Genomic DNA, 15,318 nt, shown 5'->3' on the forward strand with positions numbered 1-15,318 from the left:
GGCCCGGGCGGCCCGGCCGAGGCGAACGGACCGACGCTCCCGACGTTCGAGCCGGGCCCGTCCCCGTCGCCCCGGACCGAGGCCATCCCGACCGCGCCGGCGACGGGCGAGCTGGCGCCCATCCGGCCCCCCGGCACCCCTTACACGTATGCCGCTGTGCCGGCCTCCGCTGCCTCCGTCCCCGTCGCGCCTGCCGAAGGAGCGCCTGCCACCCGCGCCCGCTGGAGCGGCCGGAAGACAGCGGTCGTCGCCGGACTCGCCATCGTCCTCACGACGGCGGGAGCCCTCGGTGCGGCCGCGGCGATCTCGCCCGGTTCGACCGGTGGCGGCGACGACGGGTTCGGGCGGGGCCACGGCCGCTTCCCCGGGGGCCAGCTCCCGGGTAGGCAGCAGGGCCAGCTGCCTCAGCAGAACGGCGGACAGCTGCCGAACCTCCAGAACGGCGACCCCCGTGGAGGAGTCCCCGGGTCCGACGACGACGGCGACGGCCGCGGCCACCTCGACGACCTGCTGGGCCAGGTCGACCCGAACCTGCTCAAGCAGCTCGACCCGAACCTGCTCAAGCAGCTCGAGCAGATCGACCCCAACCTGCTCAAGCAGCTCCAGCAGCTCCAGCAGCTCCAGCAGCAGGACCCGAACCAGCCCTCGACCCCGAGCGGGAGCGAGGGCTCGGGCACCCACACGACCTGACGGCATACGGCCGAGGTGAGGGACGCGCGCGCGAGGTCAGGCGAGGCTGGCCTTCGGTGACACCCCGCTCGTGAGGTGGAACGATCAGGAGAGCAATCCCCTGAACGGAGCCGCGAATGTCCGATGCCCTTGCGACCAACGAGGACGAGCCCCAGCCGCGGGGACAGCTCGACACCGCCAGTCCCGGCGAACCGGAGAACCACGAGGAGCCGCACGACACCAATGTCGGCTCGCGTCTCAACTGGCTGCGCGCTGCGGTCCTCGGGGCCAACGACGGCATCGTCTCGACGGCCGGCGTCGTCGTCGGTGTCGCGGGCGCCACGAGCGACAAGACGGCGATCATGGTCGCCGGAATCGCGGCCCTCGCCGCAGGCGCCATGTCGATGGCCGCCGGCGAGTACGTCTCCGTGAGCACCCAGCGCGATTCGGAGAAGGCGCTCATCGAGCTCGAGACGCGTGAGCTCGCCGAGGACCCCGAGACCGAGCTCGAGGAGCTCACGCAGCTCTACGAGGCCAAGGGCATGAGCCGCGCGCTCGCCGAACAGGTCGCGCACGAGCTGACCGCGCACGACGCCCTCGCCGCCCACGCGGAGGCCGAGCTCGGCATCGACCCCGACGACCTGACCAACCCGTGGCACGCGGCCGGGGCCTCGATGGCGGCGTTCACCGTTGGGGCCTTCCTCCCGCTGCTGACGATCACGTTCAGCTCCGCGTCCCTGCGGATGGTCGTGACGGTCGTGACGGTGGTGCTCGCCCTCGCGCTGACCGGCTACGTCAGCGCGCGGACGGGCAAGAGCCCCGCGCTGCGTGCGGTCGTCCGCAACGTCGGCGGCGGCCTGCTCGCGATGGGCGTCACGTACGCGATCGGCGCCCTCGTCGGCACGAGCATCAGCTGACCGCACCCCGAGCCCGGGACACCCGCTCCGACGTCCCGGGCGGCAACGCGCCGATGTCCCGGGCGGCAAGGGCGGCGCACCCCCGTGCGGCCTGTACTCTGGATCTGTAGGTCCTCATCCACGACCGGGTCCCCGACCCGGTTCGAGGAGGACCACGACGAGACCGTCACACCTCTCGAGGCACTCGCCTTCGGGGTCTGACCCGTCAGGTCGTCTCAGACCCGCTCGACGCGGGGACGCCGGTCCGGAGCCCGGCACGGGGGCTCGAGCCACCCGCCCCGGATCGGGCCGTTCGCCCTCGGCGAGCCGGCAGGGTGACCGCAACCGCGGTCGGGGGACGTGAGGCGGACGGCTCGTCGTCCGTCATCGCATCACCAAAGGGGTGCTTGCCCAGAATGCCAGCCCGTTCCCAGACCGGCCGCTCGAGTGCCCGCCACGGCTCGACCCGCGCCGATGACCCGGCACCGATCATCCCGATCCTCGCCCGTCGCGTGCGCGAGGTCGAGGGCAAGGTGGCCAAGGGCCGGCTCAGCCCGACCAACCGCACGAAGTTCCAGGTGATCGCCCTGCTCATGCGCAGCGAGCGGTCGCGGGTCAAGGCCGACGCGTCGATCCCCGCCGCGGCGCGGACCGAGCTGCTCAAGCGGCTCGACGGTGTCGCGACGATCCTCGCCCAGATCGCGAGCCGTGACACGAGCGTGCTCACCCTCCTCGAGGCGACGACACCCGGACCGGCCGCCCAGCGGATGCGCCTCGAGTGGCTGCGCGACGCGGGCGCGGACATCTCGGACGAGGAGCTCGTCATCGCGCCTCCCCCGCCCCAGCAGCCGGTCATCCCGGCCGGTGTCGCCCCGAAGCAGCAGGTCGTGCCGGCCCTCGTGACCGCGCGGGCGCTGGCCAACCCGTTCCTCGCGCCCGACCTCGACCGGGCCCGCCAGCAGGAGGCCCGGCCCAGGCGCCTCCTCGGCTGGGACCTCATCGACCCGCTCTACCGCGCGTTCGAGGAAGGCGCAGGCGGCGAGGCCGCCACGATGGACCTGCCGCCCGCACCGGCGATCGACCGGATCTCCCCTCCCGGCCAGCACCTCATGGTCCACCAGGCGCGCTTCCTCGAGGAGGTCCGCCAGGGGCACCGCACCTTCCTGCTCGCCGACGAGCCCGGCCTCGGCAAGACGGCCCAGTCGGTGCTCGCCGCCTCGGTCGCCAACGCCTACCCCATGCTCGCCGTCGTCCCCAACGTCGTGAAGATCAACTGGGCCCGGGAGGTCGAGCGCTGGACCCCACAGCGCCGCGTCACCGTGATCCACGGCGACGGGCAGGACGTCGACGCGTTCGCCGACGTCTTCGTCGTCAACTACGAGATCCTCGACCGCCACTTCGCGTGGCTCTCGACACTCGGCTTGCGCTCGATGGTCGTGGACGAGGCGCACTTCATCAAGAACCTCAAGTCCCAGCGCTCGCAGCAGGTCCTCGCGCTCGCGGACCGGCTCCGCGAGCGGTCCCCCGGCGGCGACCCCCTCCTCATGGCGCTCACCGGCACCCCCCTGATCAACGACGTCAAGGACTTCCAGGCCATCTGGCGCTTCCTCGGCTGGATCCGCAACGACAAGCCTGCCGGGGAGATCGTCCAGCGGCTCGACGACTCGGGCCTCACGCCCGCCGACCGGGGCTTCTACCGCGAGGCGCGCCAGGCCGTCATCGACATGGGCATCGTGCGCCGGCGCAAGGTCGACGTCGCCAAGGACCTGCCCGACAAGCGGATCGCCGACATCCTCGTCGAGCTCGACGACGACGCGATCCGCTCGATCCGCCAGGCCGAGCGCTCGCTCGGCGAGCGTCTCCTCGCCCGCTACCGGGCCCTGCTCGAGCAGAACGAGGGCGTCGAGACCGGCGGCGAACCGGACGAGGACCTGATGCGTCGCGTGGCGACGGCCGAGCTCAAGGCGTCGTCGAGCGCCGCGGGGTCTGGCCGGGGGTCGGCCTCGGGCACCGGTAAGGGCAAGGGCGCCGACAACGTCTTCACCCTCGTGCGCCGGATCGGCCAGGCGAAGGCGGAGCTCGCGTCCGACTACGCCGCGCAGCTCTCGCACTCCGTCGGCAAGGTCGTCCTCTTCGCCAAGCACATCGACGTCATGGACACGGCCGAGCAGACCTTGGCCGAGGCCGGCCTGCGCACGGTGTCGCTCCGCGGCGAGCAGTCCTCGACGGCCCGACAGCGCGCCATCGACGCCTTCCAGAACGACCCCGAGGTGGCCGTCGCGGTGTGCTCGCTGACCGCGGCCGGCGTCGGCGTCAACCTCCAGGCGGCGTCCAACGTCGTGCTCGCCGAGCTCTCGTGGACGGCGGCCGAGCAGCAGCAGGCGATCGACCGGGTCCACCGGATCGGCCAGGACGAGCCGGTGACGGCGTGGCGCATCCTCGCGGCCTCGACGATCGACTCGAGGATCGCCGAGCTCATAGACGCCAAGCAGGGGCTCGCGGCACGAGCCCTCGACGGCAGCGACGAGGAGATCGTCTCGGGCGACAGCCTCCAGGTCGAGGCCCTCGTCCAGCTCCTGCGCGACGCCCACCGGGAGGCCTGGGGCGCCTGAGCCCGTATGCCGCTGGGCAGGCTCCCCGGCTCAGCCGCGGCGCTCGACGGCATCCCCGAGGAGCTGGGCGCGCTCATGAGCAACGTGGCCGTCACTGTGTAGCACGCCGGCCCCGCCCCGCCTGATCTGCTGGGCGTCTACCGAGGGGCGCCGTTGACGCGTCGGTCGTCGTTCTACGCCGGGGTGCTGCCTGACCGGATCACGATCTACCGGCTGGCCGTCCGCGAGGTGAGCTCAAGTGAGGCCGACGTCGTCGATCAGGTCCGGCGGACGGTGATCCACGAGGTGGGCCCACCACTTCGACATCAGCGACGCACGCCTCCGCGAGCTCGGATGGTGAGGGAGCTACAAGTGAGCAGGGCATCGCGAGGACAGCAGTTCCCGAGAGGCGAGAGTTCTCGTCGTGTCCCCGAACTCACTCAGCCCGGGCAACGGAACGCTGATGTCACGCATGAGTCGACGCGGGTCGGCCCCCGACCCGCAGCCTTCCGCCCACTGTGGGGCACCCTGCAGGCAGCGGGTCGGCGGCCCATTCAGCGCGGTACCGCAGTGGTACCATCACGGTATGGCAATGAACCTGCGGCTCACCGACGCCGAGTCCGAAGCACTGCGCGCAAAGGCGGAGCAGGAGGGTCGCTCGATGCAGGAAGTCGCGCGAACTGCGATCGCTCAATACGTCTCAGATCGCCCGCAGCGCTTGGCTGCTGCGATCCAGCGGGTGCGCACCGAGGATTACGAGCTGCTCGAGCGACTGAGCAAGTGAGCAGCGAGGAGATCGACTTCCTCTCGGTCGAAGACCTCCTGGAGATCGCCACCGGCATCATCGGCGAGGTGAAGGTGCGAGACGTGGGCCTGCTGGCCGCAGCCGCCGCGCGCCCGCGGGTTACCGTCTTCGGCGACGACGCCTACCCCACCTTCGAAGACAAGGCCGCAGCGCTGCTGCACTCCCTAGTACGCAACCACGCCCTGGTGGACGGGAACAAGCGCCTCGCGTGGTCCGCCACCCGCATCTTCTGTCTGCTCAACGGGCGGGACCTGACGTACAGCGTCGACGACGCCGAGGACCTGATGGTCAACGCCGCAGCAGGGCAGCTCGGCGTGCCCCAGATCGCCAAGTGGCTGGTCGCGCACATGGAAACTGCGTCATAGCGCCGCCTGTCGACCACGGCGGTCATGGTGCGCATCGAGCGGTCAACCGGCACGCAGTCGGAACAGGGAACCCTCGACCTGCTCGACATTCAGCTTGGGCGGCTGCCCCTTTGGCCACGGTGCCAGCCCGGTCCCACGCAGCCACCGGCCAACCGTTGCACTCCTCAACTCACTGCATAGACGCCAGAACGAGGCGGACAGTGGGACTGACGTCGTCCCTTCCCCCGGGACTTCCAGTCGGATCGACTCCCATTCTCGCCGAAAGAAGTGATCACGATCGACGGGGGTGAACTTGATCCCGTATCCGGCGCCTGACGGGTGGTGTTGCCCGTTGTTCCATGCCGTTGCTTTCATGCCGTCCTCCCGGGGGTCCAGGCTCAGGGCCAACTCCGCCTCTGTGGAGGTCACGTTAGCGGTCGACTGGGTCGGCGCCTGTCTCGCGCGTGGCTCGTTCATGTCCGCGCCAGGGAAGCCGCTCGTGTCGCTGCTCATCGACCCGCTGATGTCAACGGGGGTGGTTCCAGTAGAGCGTCTGCCCGGTCGGATACGGCGCTCGTTTCGACCTCGGATTGAAGTCCTCGGCAAACTTCGCGGGCAGTTCCGGTCGGGGGCCCGCGAGTAGAAGGTGGGGGTCCGTCTTCCTCAGTCTGTATTCGAGCCTGGCTCTCACGGGTTCGATAACGACGTCAAGCTGCTCCGTCATCACATCAACCAGCCTGCGGAATCTGTCCATTACGTGCTCCGGAAGCGTGCTGGAGATCGTTACGCCGGAGAGGTGGGCCAGTTCGAGTGTGGCGGGATCGAGGAAACCAAGCGGGTAGGTAACCGAAAGCTCGGACTGCGAATGGGCAATGGTGGCGTTGCGGAACGTTCGGACCTGTTCGTGCACCTGCTCGAGCTCTGGTGGGACCCGGACGTGCTCCGTCAGGGGCCGCCGCACGTTGGAGTGCAAGAACGTGCGGCAGTACGCGATTACCGCGAACCCAATCAAGTACACGCTCGCGTCAGCCAGTGGCGAGCCGCCTTGCAGGCCCTGCATGGCCAAGTCGAGTGCATGGGAGGCCTCTTTGAGGTCGGACCCGTAGCTGGACAGCTCTATGAACAGCCGTGTGTCCGCAGAATCCGCCACCCCCAGCACAAGAGAGGCCGCCGGACCGTCGCTGTGATCCATGTCCCGAAGTATGGCCTCGCTCACCCTTCTAGGCGCGGGGTAGCGTCATATCGCCGCCAAACACGCTGGTCAACTGATACACCGGCTCAGAGCTGGAGGTGCAGGCGCAGTGCGTCGTCCAGTTGCTCCATCAGCTGCGCTGGAACGCGCCCAAGGGCTGGGCCGACCCGTTCGATCGAAACGGACCGGATCTGCTCGGCTTGGGCCTTGGAGTCCAGCCGCAGCCCCGTCTCCTCGGCCGGCAGGGCGACCTGGAAGGGGTGGACGTTGGCCACGTTGCTGGTGACGGGGACGATGGTCACCACTCCGCGGCCGAGCCGGGCTGCGGTCGCGTTGGCGCGGTCGTTGCTGACGATCACAGCTGGCCGGCGCTTGTTCGCCTCAGCGTGACGTGCAGGGTCGAGGTCGACCAGTCGGATCTCACCGCGCAGCATCAGTGAGCCCGTCGGCCGTGGTCTCCTCCCATGCGGCGGCGTCACCGGAGGCCTCCCATTCGTCCCAGGCGGCGGCGTAGGCGTCGTCGAGGTCGGGCTGGCCCAGCAGCCGGATGGCGCGCTGGATGGCCGCGGAACGGCTGGTGATCCCAGCGGCTCGGGCGTAGCGGTCGAGGATCGCGACGTCTTCCTCGGGAAGGCTGATACTGAGCTTCATCCTCTGATGCTACCAGAGTAGGACTGAAGTGCTACTGTGGGCGCCGCGCGTTGAGGGTGAGTCACAGCGCCGCTTGTCGACCCCCCGGGCCGTTCCGGAATGCCCTGATGGCGTGCGCGGCGGCCATCCGGACCTGCCGCCGATAGCGTGTGGCCTGCAGAGCTGCGTTTCCAGCCGTACCGTCGCACGGCAGCATCCGGGCGTCGAGGGGATGAGGTCCGTCGCGTCGGGAGGTCCGATCACCACACGAATGCGTCGAGAGGAGCAGAAGTGCCCCAGATGGTGAGAGTCCACAACTTCAACGTGTCGAGTGACGGCTACGCCTCCGGCGAAGGGCAGAGCCTAGAGCGCCCGTTCGGACACGCCGACCCCGCCGCGCTCTTCTCGTGGACGGGCGCGACGGCGAGCTGGCCAACGCGCACCGACCCCGGCGGCAGCCGCGGCCTCGACGACTACCTGGTGCGCGATTTCCACCGCAACATCGGCGCGGAGATCATGGGTCGCAACAAGTTCAGCCCGCACCGTGGTCCGTGGAACGACCACGACTGGCGGGGTTGGTGGGGTGACGAGCCACCGTTCCACACCCCGGTCTTCGTGATGACGCATCACGAACGTCCGTCGTTCACGCTCTCCGACACCACGTTCCACTTCGTCAGCGGCGCGCCCAAGGACGTGCTGCAGCTCGCGCTCGAGGCGGCCGACGGCAAGGACGTCAGGCTGGGAGGCGGCGCGAACACCATCCGGCAGTTCCTCGACGCCGATCTCATCGACACGCTGCACGTCGCCGTTGCCCCTGTGGAGCTTGGTGCCGGATCCCGGCTGTGGACCTCTCCCGATGAACTCCTCGACCGGTACCACCGTGACGTCGTACCCAGCGGGAGCGGCATCGTCCACCACCTGTACTGGCGGAAGTGAACTCGTTGAGACGGGGCACAGCTCGCAGGCTGCGCACGGTCCTGTGCGACCGCATCTGTCGCACACAGCGTCCGCTGCGGCCATCCCCCCACGGAACCTTTTCGAACGAGAGCGAGGCATGACGCCGAGAGGTCGTTTCTAAGACTGCCACCGCCTCTCGACAGCCCGGGCGAACGCCCGCTCGTGCCACGAATCGTGCGCCTTGGACCCGCGTCACACCGCCGCGAGCCGACCACCTCGTGAAGCGGCAGAAGTGCACTGGCTGCCAACCAGTCGCGAGTCGAAGGGCATCCTCGATGTCCCTCAGCCGTTCTGCACCAGTCGCAGCAGACTGCCGTCCGGATCGATCAGGGCACCGATTCGCAACCCGGACGACTCGCGTCGGGGTGGATGGATCCGAGGCCATCCGCGCGTCGTCTCGGGCAGCCCTGCGGCGCGGCATACCGCATAGAAGTCGTCGACGTCGTCGAGCCTGAGGCAGCAGCCAAACGAGCTCGTGGATGGGTCCAGGTCCGGAAAGGGGAAGAACTCCAAGAACACCCCGCCGCGTCGCAAGATCATCCAGCCGTCATCGCGGTAGTCCTCGGTGAACCCCACCTGCGCGTAGAACGCCCTCGTACTCACGAAATCACGCGCGGGCAGGTTCGGTGTCGCCCGATCGGTCATACCGCATCGTAGACGCGCCCCAGAGGCTGAGATCGGGCGCGACGGCCCCCCGGGCGACTCCAGCCATGGCCGTAGCCCATTCCGCCGCGAAGTGCCCTCGTGGACGCAGCGTCGATCCGCCGCGAAGCGGCCGTGTCCTTCCACCGCCAGTGCGCAGGCTCAACTCCCGCATCTGGGACAGTGGAGAGTCGCCGAGTCACAGTTGCGCAGGGCATTGGGGTGAGCACATGGGGCTTTGGGACCCTTGTCGGCAGACGTGGACGGGACCACGCTGAGGACCGCAGGGACGGTCGGGTTATGGACGACTTGGTTTCGGTGGACTGGCTCGCGGAGCATCTGGACGATCCTCGCCTGCGGGTATTTGACGCCGCCATCCAGGTGAGGCGCCGGTTGTGGCTGCCCACGATCCGCAGCGGTCGACGCGAGTGGGAGCGCGAACACATCCCCGGAAGTGCCTTCGCGAACCTGTTCGACCTGTCGGACCCGGACCGACCCAAGCGGTCCATGACCATGCCGACTGCCAGCTGGTTCGCAGCCAGGGCAGGGGCACTCGGCGTCGCAGACGACAGCCAGGTGTGTCGACGACGCGTCGGATCGGCCTCATTTTCGAGCGTTGCCGACACCAGGTGATCGTGTACGACCGGCGCGAGAACATGTGGGCCGCACGGCTGTGGTGGATGCTGCGCACGTTCGGTTTCGACCATGCCGCGGTCCTCGACGGAGGCTGGACCGCCGGGCAGCAGCACGGCCATGCGGTCTGTACGACACCCTGCGGGTACCCAGCCGCCACCTTCCACGCCACTGCGCGTCCAGAAATGGTCGTCGACATACAGGCGGTCCTGGCCGCACTCCAGGACCCCCCCATGTCGTCCTGATTGGCGCCTTGGGTCGAGGCCAACACCGCGGAGACGTGAACGAGTACGGACGACGTGGACACATCCCCGGATCCCGCAACGTCACCGCATGGGAGATCCTCGATCGAACCACCCAGTGCTACCGACCGCTCCCTGAATTCAGACGCAAGGTCGGCTCGGCACTACAGGCCGAACGTGTCATCACCTACTGCGGCGCCGGCGCGGCAGCCTCGAGCCTCGCGCACGTGCTGGTCCGTCTGGGCCACCCACACGTCGCCGTCTACGACGGACGCCTACGTGAGTGGTGTGCCGATCCGAACATGCCGCTCGAGACAGGCCCATAGCAAGGTCGCTCTACAACCAAGACATGCGCGCCGCCCACCCCGGCCGACGGAACCGGCGGTGCGTCATACCGCGCCACCATCCCGCCGCGAGTCGACCATGCCTCAGGGCGGCACGTGCATTCGACGGAGTCTGGTGTGCCGCGGGGTCCACTCCGCGGTCGATGCGGATCGCGTGGGGAGGCGGTTCTGGTCAGGAGCCGCTGCTTCCGGCGATGACCACGGTTGAGGAGCTCGCCGCGATGATGGCGGCGATCATGCTGTCTATTGCCGACCGGACCGCAGCGGCTGCCCAGTCTCCTTCCGCGATTCGCTTCGCGTTCGCGTTCAGCTGCGGTTTTGTGAGCCCGGCGCCCTCCGGGCCAACCGCCTTATGCACCACGTTCAACGCGTGAAGTAGGGCAACGAGCGCACCCGTCCTGGGGTCGAGCGCCACGCCCTGGCGCAGGGCCGTGACGAGCGCGGCCCGGACCGCCGCCTCGTGACCGGCGTCCCGCGCGGGCCAACGCCGACTCGGGAAGATGCCAAGCACTCGGCCCTCCTCGGCTCGCAGCACGCCACCCTCCGCGAGGCGCTCGTAAAGGCGCACCCGGGTGCCCCTCCCGAGGGCGGTCACGACACTCTGCGGCCTCTTGCCCTCCTTACGGCCGACGGTGGCCAGGGCCTCATCGAGGAGTAGATCACCACTGCGGCTGGCGTCCCTGACGACCAGCCGGCCCTTTGGCACCCGCTCGTCGGGACCCGCGATGTCGACGCGTTTCATGAGTGCCAGCTCGACCAGCAACGCACCACCGAGCGCCACGTCCAGCTCGGTACCGGAAGTGGCCGACCTTCCGGTGTCGTCATCAGTGAGGAGAAGCAGAAGATCTTCGGCGATGAGCATGCCTCGATCGTCGGCGTTCTGCCCGGAAGCCGGTAGGGCCCTAGGACCCAGTTCTTGAGCTCAGTTCGCGGCATACGGCTGTCTGATGATGGTACGCAGCCGCTCCGGAACCGACCGGCGTGGATCTCCCAGGTAGATCTCGCGATGCTTGTGGCGGTGGTCGTCGAAGGTGAACCCCTGCGCTCGGATGAAACTCGTGCATTCGCGCGATCGTGCGGGCCTCGGTGGCGTACGGCCCCACGTGCAGCACCTGCGCGGCCGTGCCCTCCTCGAAGGAGAACAGCCTCAACTTCCTGGCAGCGGGGACCAACTTCTTGACGGCAACCTCATCGGCGAGGCGTGCGATCAGGTCAGCCGTTACGCCGTGAGGCTGGCGGATCATCAAGGTCCAGTCCCACTCCGACTCGTCACCGGTCGGGAACCGGCTCAGGTCCTGCGCCCACCAAAGGCCTTCCAGGGCCGAGAGCTTGAGGTGATCCCATGTCCAGTCCAACGACAGTGCTGCCTTTCAGCTACGGCAGTGGTTCGCCGGGTGCGAGGACGACGGGCTTGGCCCGCTCGTGGGGATCCAGCGCGCACAGGTGGAGTTGTACCTCCGCCACCTGGACCGGGTCTGGCCAGACACCGATCCTGTCCGCAATCGCCTAGCAGCCGCGATCCGGGCTTGCCCCTACAGTCTTCCGACGCGACTTCGGGCTTGCTCCACGACTGCCTCCAGGTCAAGGCCGTATGCCCAGCCTCCGGTCGCGGCGAATGCGGTCAGTCGCTCTGCGGCGCGGTCAAAGAGTCGATCAGCCCCAACCTGATTTCCGCGGGCCGCATGTGTCATGGCAACACAGACCTGCGCAAGTCCCTGCCACAGATCCCGTTCCTCGACCGGCCCCGCCTTCCAACGCGCCTCCAGCACCTCGTGGGCGGCGAACGGACGGCCCGCTCGCACTAGTTCTCGAGCTGCCTCAAGTGTCTCTTCGGGAGGCAGTGGCTCCTCCGACACTGGCTCGACACCCTCAGCGCCGTAGGGCAGCGGCCGGCCCAAAGCGTCGCGAGGTCTTGCCTGGCGAGCGCGACCCTCAGAATCCCGGTCACGATCAGGTCCTGCCAAACGACCAGTCTCCCAAGAGGCTCCACCAGACGGCGCGGTCACGGAACGCGAGAGTGGTGTGGCGCGCGCTTCTCGAGTTGCTTCCACTCCGAGATCGGCCTCGCCGCGACCCCGTCAGCAGACGTCGCGTTCTATCCGCGGCACACGGCATCTCCCGCGAAGACATTCACCGTCGTCACGCCGTTCGCGTTGATGGTCGTGCGGCTGGTGAAGGTCGTCGCAGATTCGGCTCGGGGCCCTGGCTGACCAGCACACTGCGGCTGATCTGCGTCAACGTGACCGGGCTACCAAGGGGCCACGTGTTCGAGCTTGTGGCGCTGAATGCGCTGGTTGAGACCCAGGTGGGGCCGGTGGTGAGGTCGACAAACTCCGTACCCACAAGCACAGCGGGGACTGCCTTGACCCCCTGTAGATTCACCGTGGAGGTGAAATGGAACGTGCCCTCGGTGTCCTGAACATAGTTCACCATGTAGTGCATGGTGCCGGTGAGGTGCAGGAACGGCGCCGTACTCTGCACGCAAAGCGGCGCGAATCCGTACTCATCAAGTGGGAACGTGTCGTTCTGTTGGTCGATGATCTGCGCTGCTGCGGCGCCCGTGCCCCCAACCAGCATCGTGAGCGCTACGGCAATGATACCGAGGCTGTGCAGAAGCCGATGTGATACCCGCCTTGTCGTGTTCATGGTCTCTCCCCATTCCTGCCAGGAGCGGCCTCGGCGGCCGGGGCGTGCCCCTTCGCTTCTTTTGGTTCGATGGCCGCTCCGGACCGTTGGGGCCTTTCGACGACTCGACCGACGAGCTGATGGAGCCGCGACGCCTTGGTGGTACGTGACAAGGCCGGTTGGTCATGCCTCCCCGGCCATCTGGTACTTCAGAGTTCGCCAACGGTGCGGGCGGCACAAGAGTCTTAAGTCCTGTGAGCCCGTCGCAAGACCCGGGGCCGAGCGCCCCACTCCGAGCCCTCCTTTGACTGCTCCCCGCAGGGGCTCCAAGCGCTCCCACCGCGGGGAAGCCGCCAGCGAGTGCCGGCTCGCTGGGATGGAAGTGGTTGGTGGACGTGTCAGCAACCTCGTTGTGGGGTACCAGCACGGCTGTCTGGTCCTGAACCGTGGCTCCTTGCGCCAGCCTCGCTACGCCAGGCCCGCCGCGCAGGACGTCCTTCTATGCACGAACCACGCGTACCGCAGGTGCGTCACAACGCCGCAGTTGACCGCTCTGCGAAGGCAGACGAGCACTTCCTCTCTCGCTGCCTCACTGCCGGGAGGGCGGCTGCCCGGACGCCGAGCTGGTCAGCGGTCGTGCTCTTGCAGGAACGCGAGGGTCCGGGAGTTGAAGCCCTCGACGTCCTCGTAGATCGGTGCGTGCGCGCACCCGTCGAAGACGACGAGCTCGACGTCTGGGATACGCGTCGTGATGGGGCTCGCGAACCGGGGCGAGGTGCATTGGTCGTGCTCGCCGAAAGTGAGCAGGGTCGGCGCCGTGATCCGGTCGAGCACGCCGGTCGCGTCGTGCGACAACACGGCGTCCGACTGCCGCATGAATGCGTCCACCGGTGGCATCGGGCGGCCCCTGACGAAGTCGGCGAGCGACTCGATGTACTCCGGCTTCGCCGCGTACAGCTCCGGGGTGAAGCACCACGGGAAGATCCCCTGGATCACCATGTCGGTCACGCTTTCGAGCTCCTTCGCCATGGTCCGCCAGGTCCCGACGACCGCGGATAGGTAGGGGTCGGTCTTGTCCCAGGCGCTGTGCAAGGACAGCGACGTGATCCGCTGGGGGTGCTTCGCGGCAAGCCACATACCGGTGGCCGCGCCGAGTGAGAGGCCCATGACATGGGCACGCTCGAGGCCGACCGCCTGCATGAACCCTGCGACGTCGTCGGCGAGGAGCTCGGTCGTGTAGCTGCCCTCAGGCTTTCCGGAGAGCCCGGCTCCTCTGAGGTCGACGGTGTAGCACGTGAAGTGCTTCGCGTAGTCGGCGACCTGGAAGGCGTAGCAGGCTTGGTCGGCGGCGAGGTAGGGGATGAGGACCAGCGGCGAGCCCTCCCCTTGGACCTCGTAGTAGATGTCGATGCCGTTGGCCGAGACGGTGGGCATGCTGCCCTCCTCAAACTGTGGGACCTGACGACTCGATCTTCCCGCCCCAGTCGTGCGGGCGCCATGTCTCGTCGGCCACATGGCGCCAGCGTGGGCCGCAGCTGTAACCGGGTGTTCGCTCGCAGGTGCCGCTGTCAGCGGGTGCGCCTGATGTCACTCTCACTCGGATGCCGCTCAGCCGGCGTCCGGGATCAGCCGCGGGCGAGCGCGTGGCGGGCGAGGAAGTCCGTGGCGGAGTCGAGCGTCCGCAGCCGCTCGGCGTCGTCGTCGTCGATCCGGAAGCCGGCCCGCTTGCCGAGCCGCTCGACGATCTCGACCCAGTCGAGGGAGTCGAGCTCGAAGGTCTCGCGCAGGTCGGTATCACCGGGCAGCGTGGCAAGGCTGGCGTCGGGGACGATCTCGCGCAAGGTGGTCTCGAGCAGGCTCCTCGCCTCGTCCGGGGTGATGCCCCCGGGTGCCGTCGCGGGTGTCATGGGACGCACATCTCCTCGGGTGTCTGCAGCAGTCGGTCGATGGTCTTGAGGAACCGTGCCCCCGTCGCTCCGTCCGTTGCCCGGTGGTCGCCGGCGAGGGTCACGGTGACGAGCGGCCGGACGGCGAGCATCCCGTCGACGGCCCACGGCCGTTGGACGACGGCGCCGAAGCCGACGAGGGCGACCTGCGGTGGGTAGATGACGCCGTGGACGCTCTCGACGCCCTGGTCGCCGAGGTTGCTGACGGTGATGCTCGGCGTCGCGAGATCCGACCCGCGCAGCCGGCCGGCCCGTGCCCGGCGGGTCAGCTCCCGGATGGCCGCCATGACGTCCTTGAGCGGCAGCCGGTCCGCGTGCGGGATGACCGGCACGAGCAGCCCCCCGGTCCGCAGCGACAGGATGAGCCCGAGGTCGACGTCGGCGGCAGGCCGGAAGTCACCGTCGACCCAGTGGCCGTTGAGCTGCGGCACGGCCCGAGCGGCCCGGGCGGCCGCGGCGATCAGCAGGGCCGACGGGACGAGCCGCTCCCCCATGTCGAGGTCGCGGTTGCGCTCGTGGATCCACTCGACGCCGTGGTGGAGATCGACCGTGAGGCTGAGGTGGTAGTGCGGGATGTCGCGGTTCGACACCGTCATGAGCGCGGCGATGCTCCGACGCATGTCGCCCGCACGTTCCTCGTCGGTCCGGGCGCGCCCGGCCGCTGCCTCCGCCGGACCCGGGCCGCCGTTCCCGGAGACCGCCTCGGCCGCCGGCGGTTCGGGTCGACCAGCCCTCGTCTCGGCCGCACGCCTGACGTCGTCGGCGCGCACGCTGCCGCCGGGTCCGGTCCCCACGACGCGGG

At 68.7% G+C, this 15,318-nt stretch carries 18 protein-coding genes and 2 pseudogenes; 10 read left to right on the forward strand and 10 right to left on the reverse strand.

What is annotated here, in order from left to right:
- The 6 genes and pseudogenes from N865_RS23110 to N865_RS20110 form a co-directional block, all read left to right on the forward strand.
- A pseudogene (locus tag N865_RS23110) lies at positions 1-690 on the forward strand (hypothetical protein); the annotation flags it as partial.
- Between the two features lie 116 nt (positions 691-806).
- A complete protein-coding gene (locus N865_RS20095) occupies positions 807-1,586 on the forward strand; it encodes a VIT1/CCC1 transporter family protein (RefSeq protein WP_034810009.1) in 780 nt (259 codons plus the stop codon).
- 395 nt (positions 1,587-1,981) lie between these two features.
- Positions 1,982-4,177 (forward strand): DEAD/DEAH box helicase, encoded by a 2,196-nt coding sequence (locus N865_RS20100; protein WP_034810010.1) that lies wholly within the window; start codon positions 1,982-1,984, stop codon positions 4,175-4,177.
- A gap of 153 nt (positions 4,178-4,330) precedes the next feature.
- Positions 4,331-4,408, forward strand: a pseudogene (locus N865_RS23635) (hypothetical protein); the annotation flags it as partial.
- Positions 4,409-4,742: 334 nt separating this feature from the next.
- Positions 4,743-4,940, forward strand: coding sequence for a ribbon-helix-helix protein, CopG family (locus N865_RS20105; RefSeq protein ID WP_034810011.1), 198 nt, complete (start codon positions 4,743-4,745; stop codon positions 4,938-4,940).
- Complete coding sequence (locus N865_RS20110; RefSeq protein ID WP_084328415.1) at positions 4,937-5,326, forward strand: type II toxin-antitoxin system death-on-curing family toxin; 390 nt, start codon at positions 4,937-4,939, stop codon at positions 5,324-5,326. Before N865_RS20105 ends, N865_RS20110 begins: the two co-directional genes overlap by 4 nt.
- Before the next feature lie 505 nt (positions 5,327-5,831).
- On the opposite strand, the gene N865_RS20115 is transcribed toward N865_RS20110, so the two are convergent.
- The 3 genes from N865_RS20115 to N865_RS20125 all read right to left on the reverse strand — a co-directional run bounded on the left by N865_RS20115 (position 5,832) and on the right by N865_RS20125 (position 7,148).
- Positions 5,832-6,497: a hypothetical protein gene (locus tag N865_RS20115; protein WP_157557797.1), complete on the reverse strand. Its 666-nt coding sequence runs from the start codon at positions 6,495-6,497 to the stop codon at positions 5,832-5,834.
- Between the two features lie 86 nt (positions 6,498-6,583).
- Positions 6,584-6,931, reverse strand: coding sequence for a type II toxin-antitoxin system PemK/MazF family toxin (locus tag N865_RS20120; RefSeq protein ID WP_281173523.1), 348 nt, complete (start codon positions 6,929-6,931; stop codon positions 6,584-6,586).
- A complete protein-coding gene (locus N865_RS20125; RefSeq protein ID WP_034810013.1) occupies positions 6,918-7,148 on the reverse strand; it encodes a ribbon-helix-helix domain-containing protein in 231 nt (76 codons plus the stop codon). The genes N865_RS20120 and N865_RS20125 overlap by 14 nt, the downstream gene beginning before the upstream one ends.
- Positions 7,149-7,427: 279 nt before the next feature.
- Between N865_RS20125 and N865_RS20130 the strand changes: the two genes are divergently transcribed.
- Complete coding sequence (locus N865_RS20130) at positions 7,428-8,063, forward strand: dihydrofolate reductase family protein (protein ID WP_211244936.1); 636 nt, start codon at positions 7,428-7,430, stop codon at positions 8,061-8,063.
- 303 nt (positions 8,064-8,366) lie between these two features.
- On the opposite strand, the gene N865_RS20135 is transcribed toward N865_RS20130, so the two are convergent.
- On the reverse strand, positions 8,367-8,729 hold the full coding sequence (locus N865_RS20135) for a bleomycin resistance protein (protein WP_034810015.1): 363 nt from the start codon (positions 8,727-8,729) through the stop codon (positions 8,367-8,369).
- Between the two features lie 297 nt (positions 8,730-9,026).
- Here N865_RS20135 and N865_RS20140 point away from each other — a divergent pair, with 297 nt between their 5' ends.
- From N865_RS20140 to N865_RS23965, 3 genes are read left to right on the forward strand one after another with little or no spacing between them, the layout of a single operon-like run.
- Positions 9,027-9,359, forward strand: coding sequence for a rhodanese-like domain-containing protein (locus tag N865_RS20140; protein WP_051511168.1), 333 nt, complete (start codon positions 9,027-9,029; stop codon positions 9,357-9,359).
- A 23-nt stretch (positions 9,360-9,382) separates the two neighbouring features.
- Positions 9,383-9,604 (forward strand): sulfurtransferase, encoded by a 222-nt coding sequence (locus N865_RS23960; protein ID WP_407636801.1) that lies wholly within the window; start codon positions 9,383-9,385, stop codon positions 9,602-9,604.
- Positions 9,605-9,639: 35 nt separating this feature from the next.
- The gene (locus N865_RS23965) at positions 9,640-9,927 is read left to right on the forward strand and encodes a rhodanese-like domain-containing protein (RefSeq protein ID WP_169735773.1); all 288 of its coding nucleotides are present in this window, start codon (positions 9,640-9,642) and stop codon (positions 9,925-9,927) included.
- 190 nt (positions 9,928-10,117) lie between these two features.
- On the opposite strand, the gene N865_RS20150 is transcribed toward N865_RS23965, so the two are convergent.
- The 6 genes from N865_RS20150 to N865_RS20170 all read right to left on the reverse strand — a co-directional run.
- The gene (locus N865_RS20150; protein ID WP_034810019.1) at positions 10,118-10,807 is read right to left on the reverse strand and encodes a GOLPH3/VPS74 family protein; all 690 of its coding nucleotides are present in this window, start codon (positions 10,805-10,807) and stop codon (positions 10,118-10,120) included.
- 670 nt (positions 10,808-11,477) lie between these two features.
- Positions 11,478-11,996 carry a DUF309 domain-containing protein gene (locus N865_RS23855; RefSeq protein WP_322786076.1) on the reverse strand — a complete coding sequence of 173 codons (519 nt, stop codon included), beginning with the start codon at positions 11,994-11,996 and terminating at the stop codon, positions 11,478-11,480.
- Positions 11,997-12,084: 88 nt separating this feature from the next.
- Entirely contained in the window at positions 12,085-12,591 is a 507-nt protein-coding gene (locus N865_RS20155; RefSeq protein ID WP_034810021.1) for a hypothetical protein, read from the reverse strand.
- Positions 12,592-13,197: 606 nt separating this feature from the next.
- Positions 13,198-14,004, reverse strand: a complete 807-nt coding sequence (locus tag N865_RS20160) for an alpha/beta fold hydrolase (RefSeq protein ID WP_034810022.1) — start codon at positions 14,002-14,004, stop codon at positions 13,198-13,200.
- A 191-nt stretch (positions 14,005-14,195) separates the two neighbouring features.
- A complete protein-coding gene (locus tag N865_RS20165; RefSeq protein WP_084328414.1) occupies positions 14,196-14,477 on the reverse strand; it encodes an acyl carrier protein in 282 nt (93 codons plus the stop codon).
- Positions 14,474-15,318 (reverse strand): 2-oxo acid dehydrogenase subunit E2 (locus N865_RS20170; protein ID WP_034810027.1); only part of this gene is annotated, 845 nt, incomplete at its 5' end. The genes N865_RS20165 and N865_RS20170, both read right to left, overlap by 4 nt.

The sequence above is a fragment of the Intrasporangium oryzae NRRL B-24470 genome (assembly GCF_000576595.1).
Classification (GTDB): domain Bacteria; phylum Actinomycetota; class Actinomycetes; order Actinomycetales; family Dermatophilaceae; genus Intrasporangium_C; species Intrasporangium_C oryzae.

What these genes read in the sequence shown, in the direction of transcription:
- N865_RS20100 (WP_034810010.1), top strand. Translation starts at nt 1,982, where the DNA reads ATGCCAGCCCGTTCCCAGACCGGCCGCTCGAGTGCCCGCCACGGCTCG.
- N865_RS20125 (WP_034810013.1), bottom strand. Translation starts at nt 7,148, where the DNA reads ATGAAGCTCAGTATCAGCCTTCCCGAGGAAGACGTCGCGATCCTCGAC.
- N865_RS20120 (WP_281173523.1), bottom strand. Translation starts at nt 6,931, where the DNA reads ATGCTGCGCGGTGAGATCCGACTGGTCGACCTCGACCCTGCACGTCAC.
- N865_RS20150 (WP_034810019.1), bottom strand. Translation starts at nt 10,807, where the DNA reads ATGCTCATCGCCGAAGATCTTCTGCTTCTCCTCACTGATGACGACACC.
- N865_RS20135 (WP_034810015.1), bottom strand. Translation starts at nt 8,729, where the DNA reads ATGACCGATCGGGCGACACCGAACCTGCCCGCGCGTGATTTCGTGAGT.
- N865_RS20160 (WP_034810022.1), bottom strand. Translation starts at nt 14,004, where the DNA reads ATGCCCACCGTCTCGGCCAACGGCATCGACATCTACTACGAGGTCCAA.
- N865_RS23960 (WP_407636801.1), top strand. Translation starts at nt 9,383, where the DNA reads ATGTGGGCCGCACGGCTGTGGTGGATGCTGCGCACGTTCGGTTTCGAC.
- N865_RS20155 (WP_034810021.1), bottom strand. Translation starts at nt 12,591, where the DNA reads ATGAACACGACAAGGCGGGTATCACATCGGCTTCTGCACAGCCTCGGT.
- N865_RS20140 (WP_051511168.1), top strand. Translation starts at nt 9,027, where the DNA reads ATGGACGACTTGGTTTCGGTGGACTGGCTCGCGGAGCATCTGGACGAT.
- N865_RS20105 (WP_034810011.1), top strand. Translation starts at nt 4,743, where the DNA reads ATGGCAATGAACCTGCGGCTCACCGACGCCGAGTCCGAAGCACTGCGC.
- N865_RS20130 (WP_211244936.1), top strand. Translation starts at nt 7,428, where the DNA reads ATGGTGAGAGTCCACAACTTCAACGTGTCGAGTGACGGCTACGCCTCC.
- N865_RS20095 (WP_034810009.1), top strand. Translation starts at nt 807, where the DNA reads ATGTCCGATGCCCTTGCGACCAACGAGGACGAGCCCCAGCCGCGGGGA.
- N865_RS20165 (WP_084328414.1), bottom strand. Translation starts at nt 14,477, where the DNA reads ATGACACCCGCGACGGCACCCGGGGGCATCACCCCGGACGAGGCGAGG.
- N865_RS20115 (WP_157557797.1), bottom strand. Translation starts at nt 6,497, where the DNA reads ATGGATCACAGCGACGGTCCGGCGGCCTCTCTTGTGCTGGGGGTGGCG.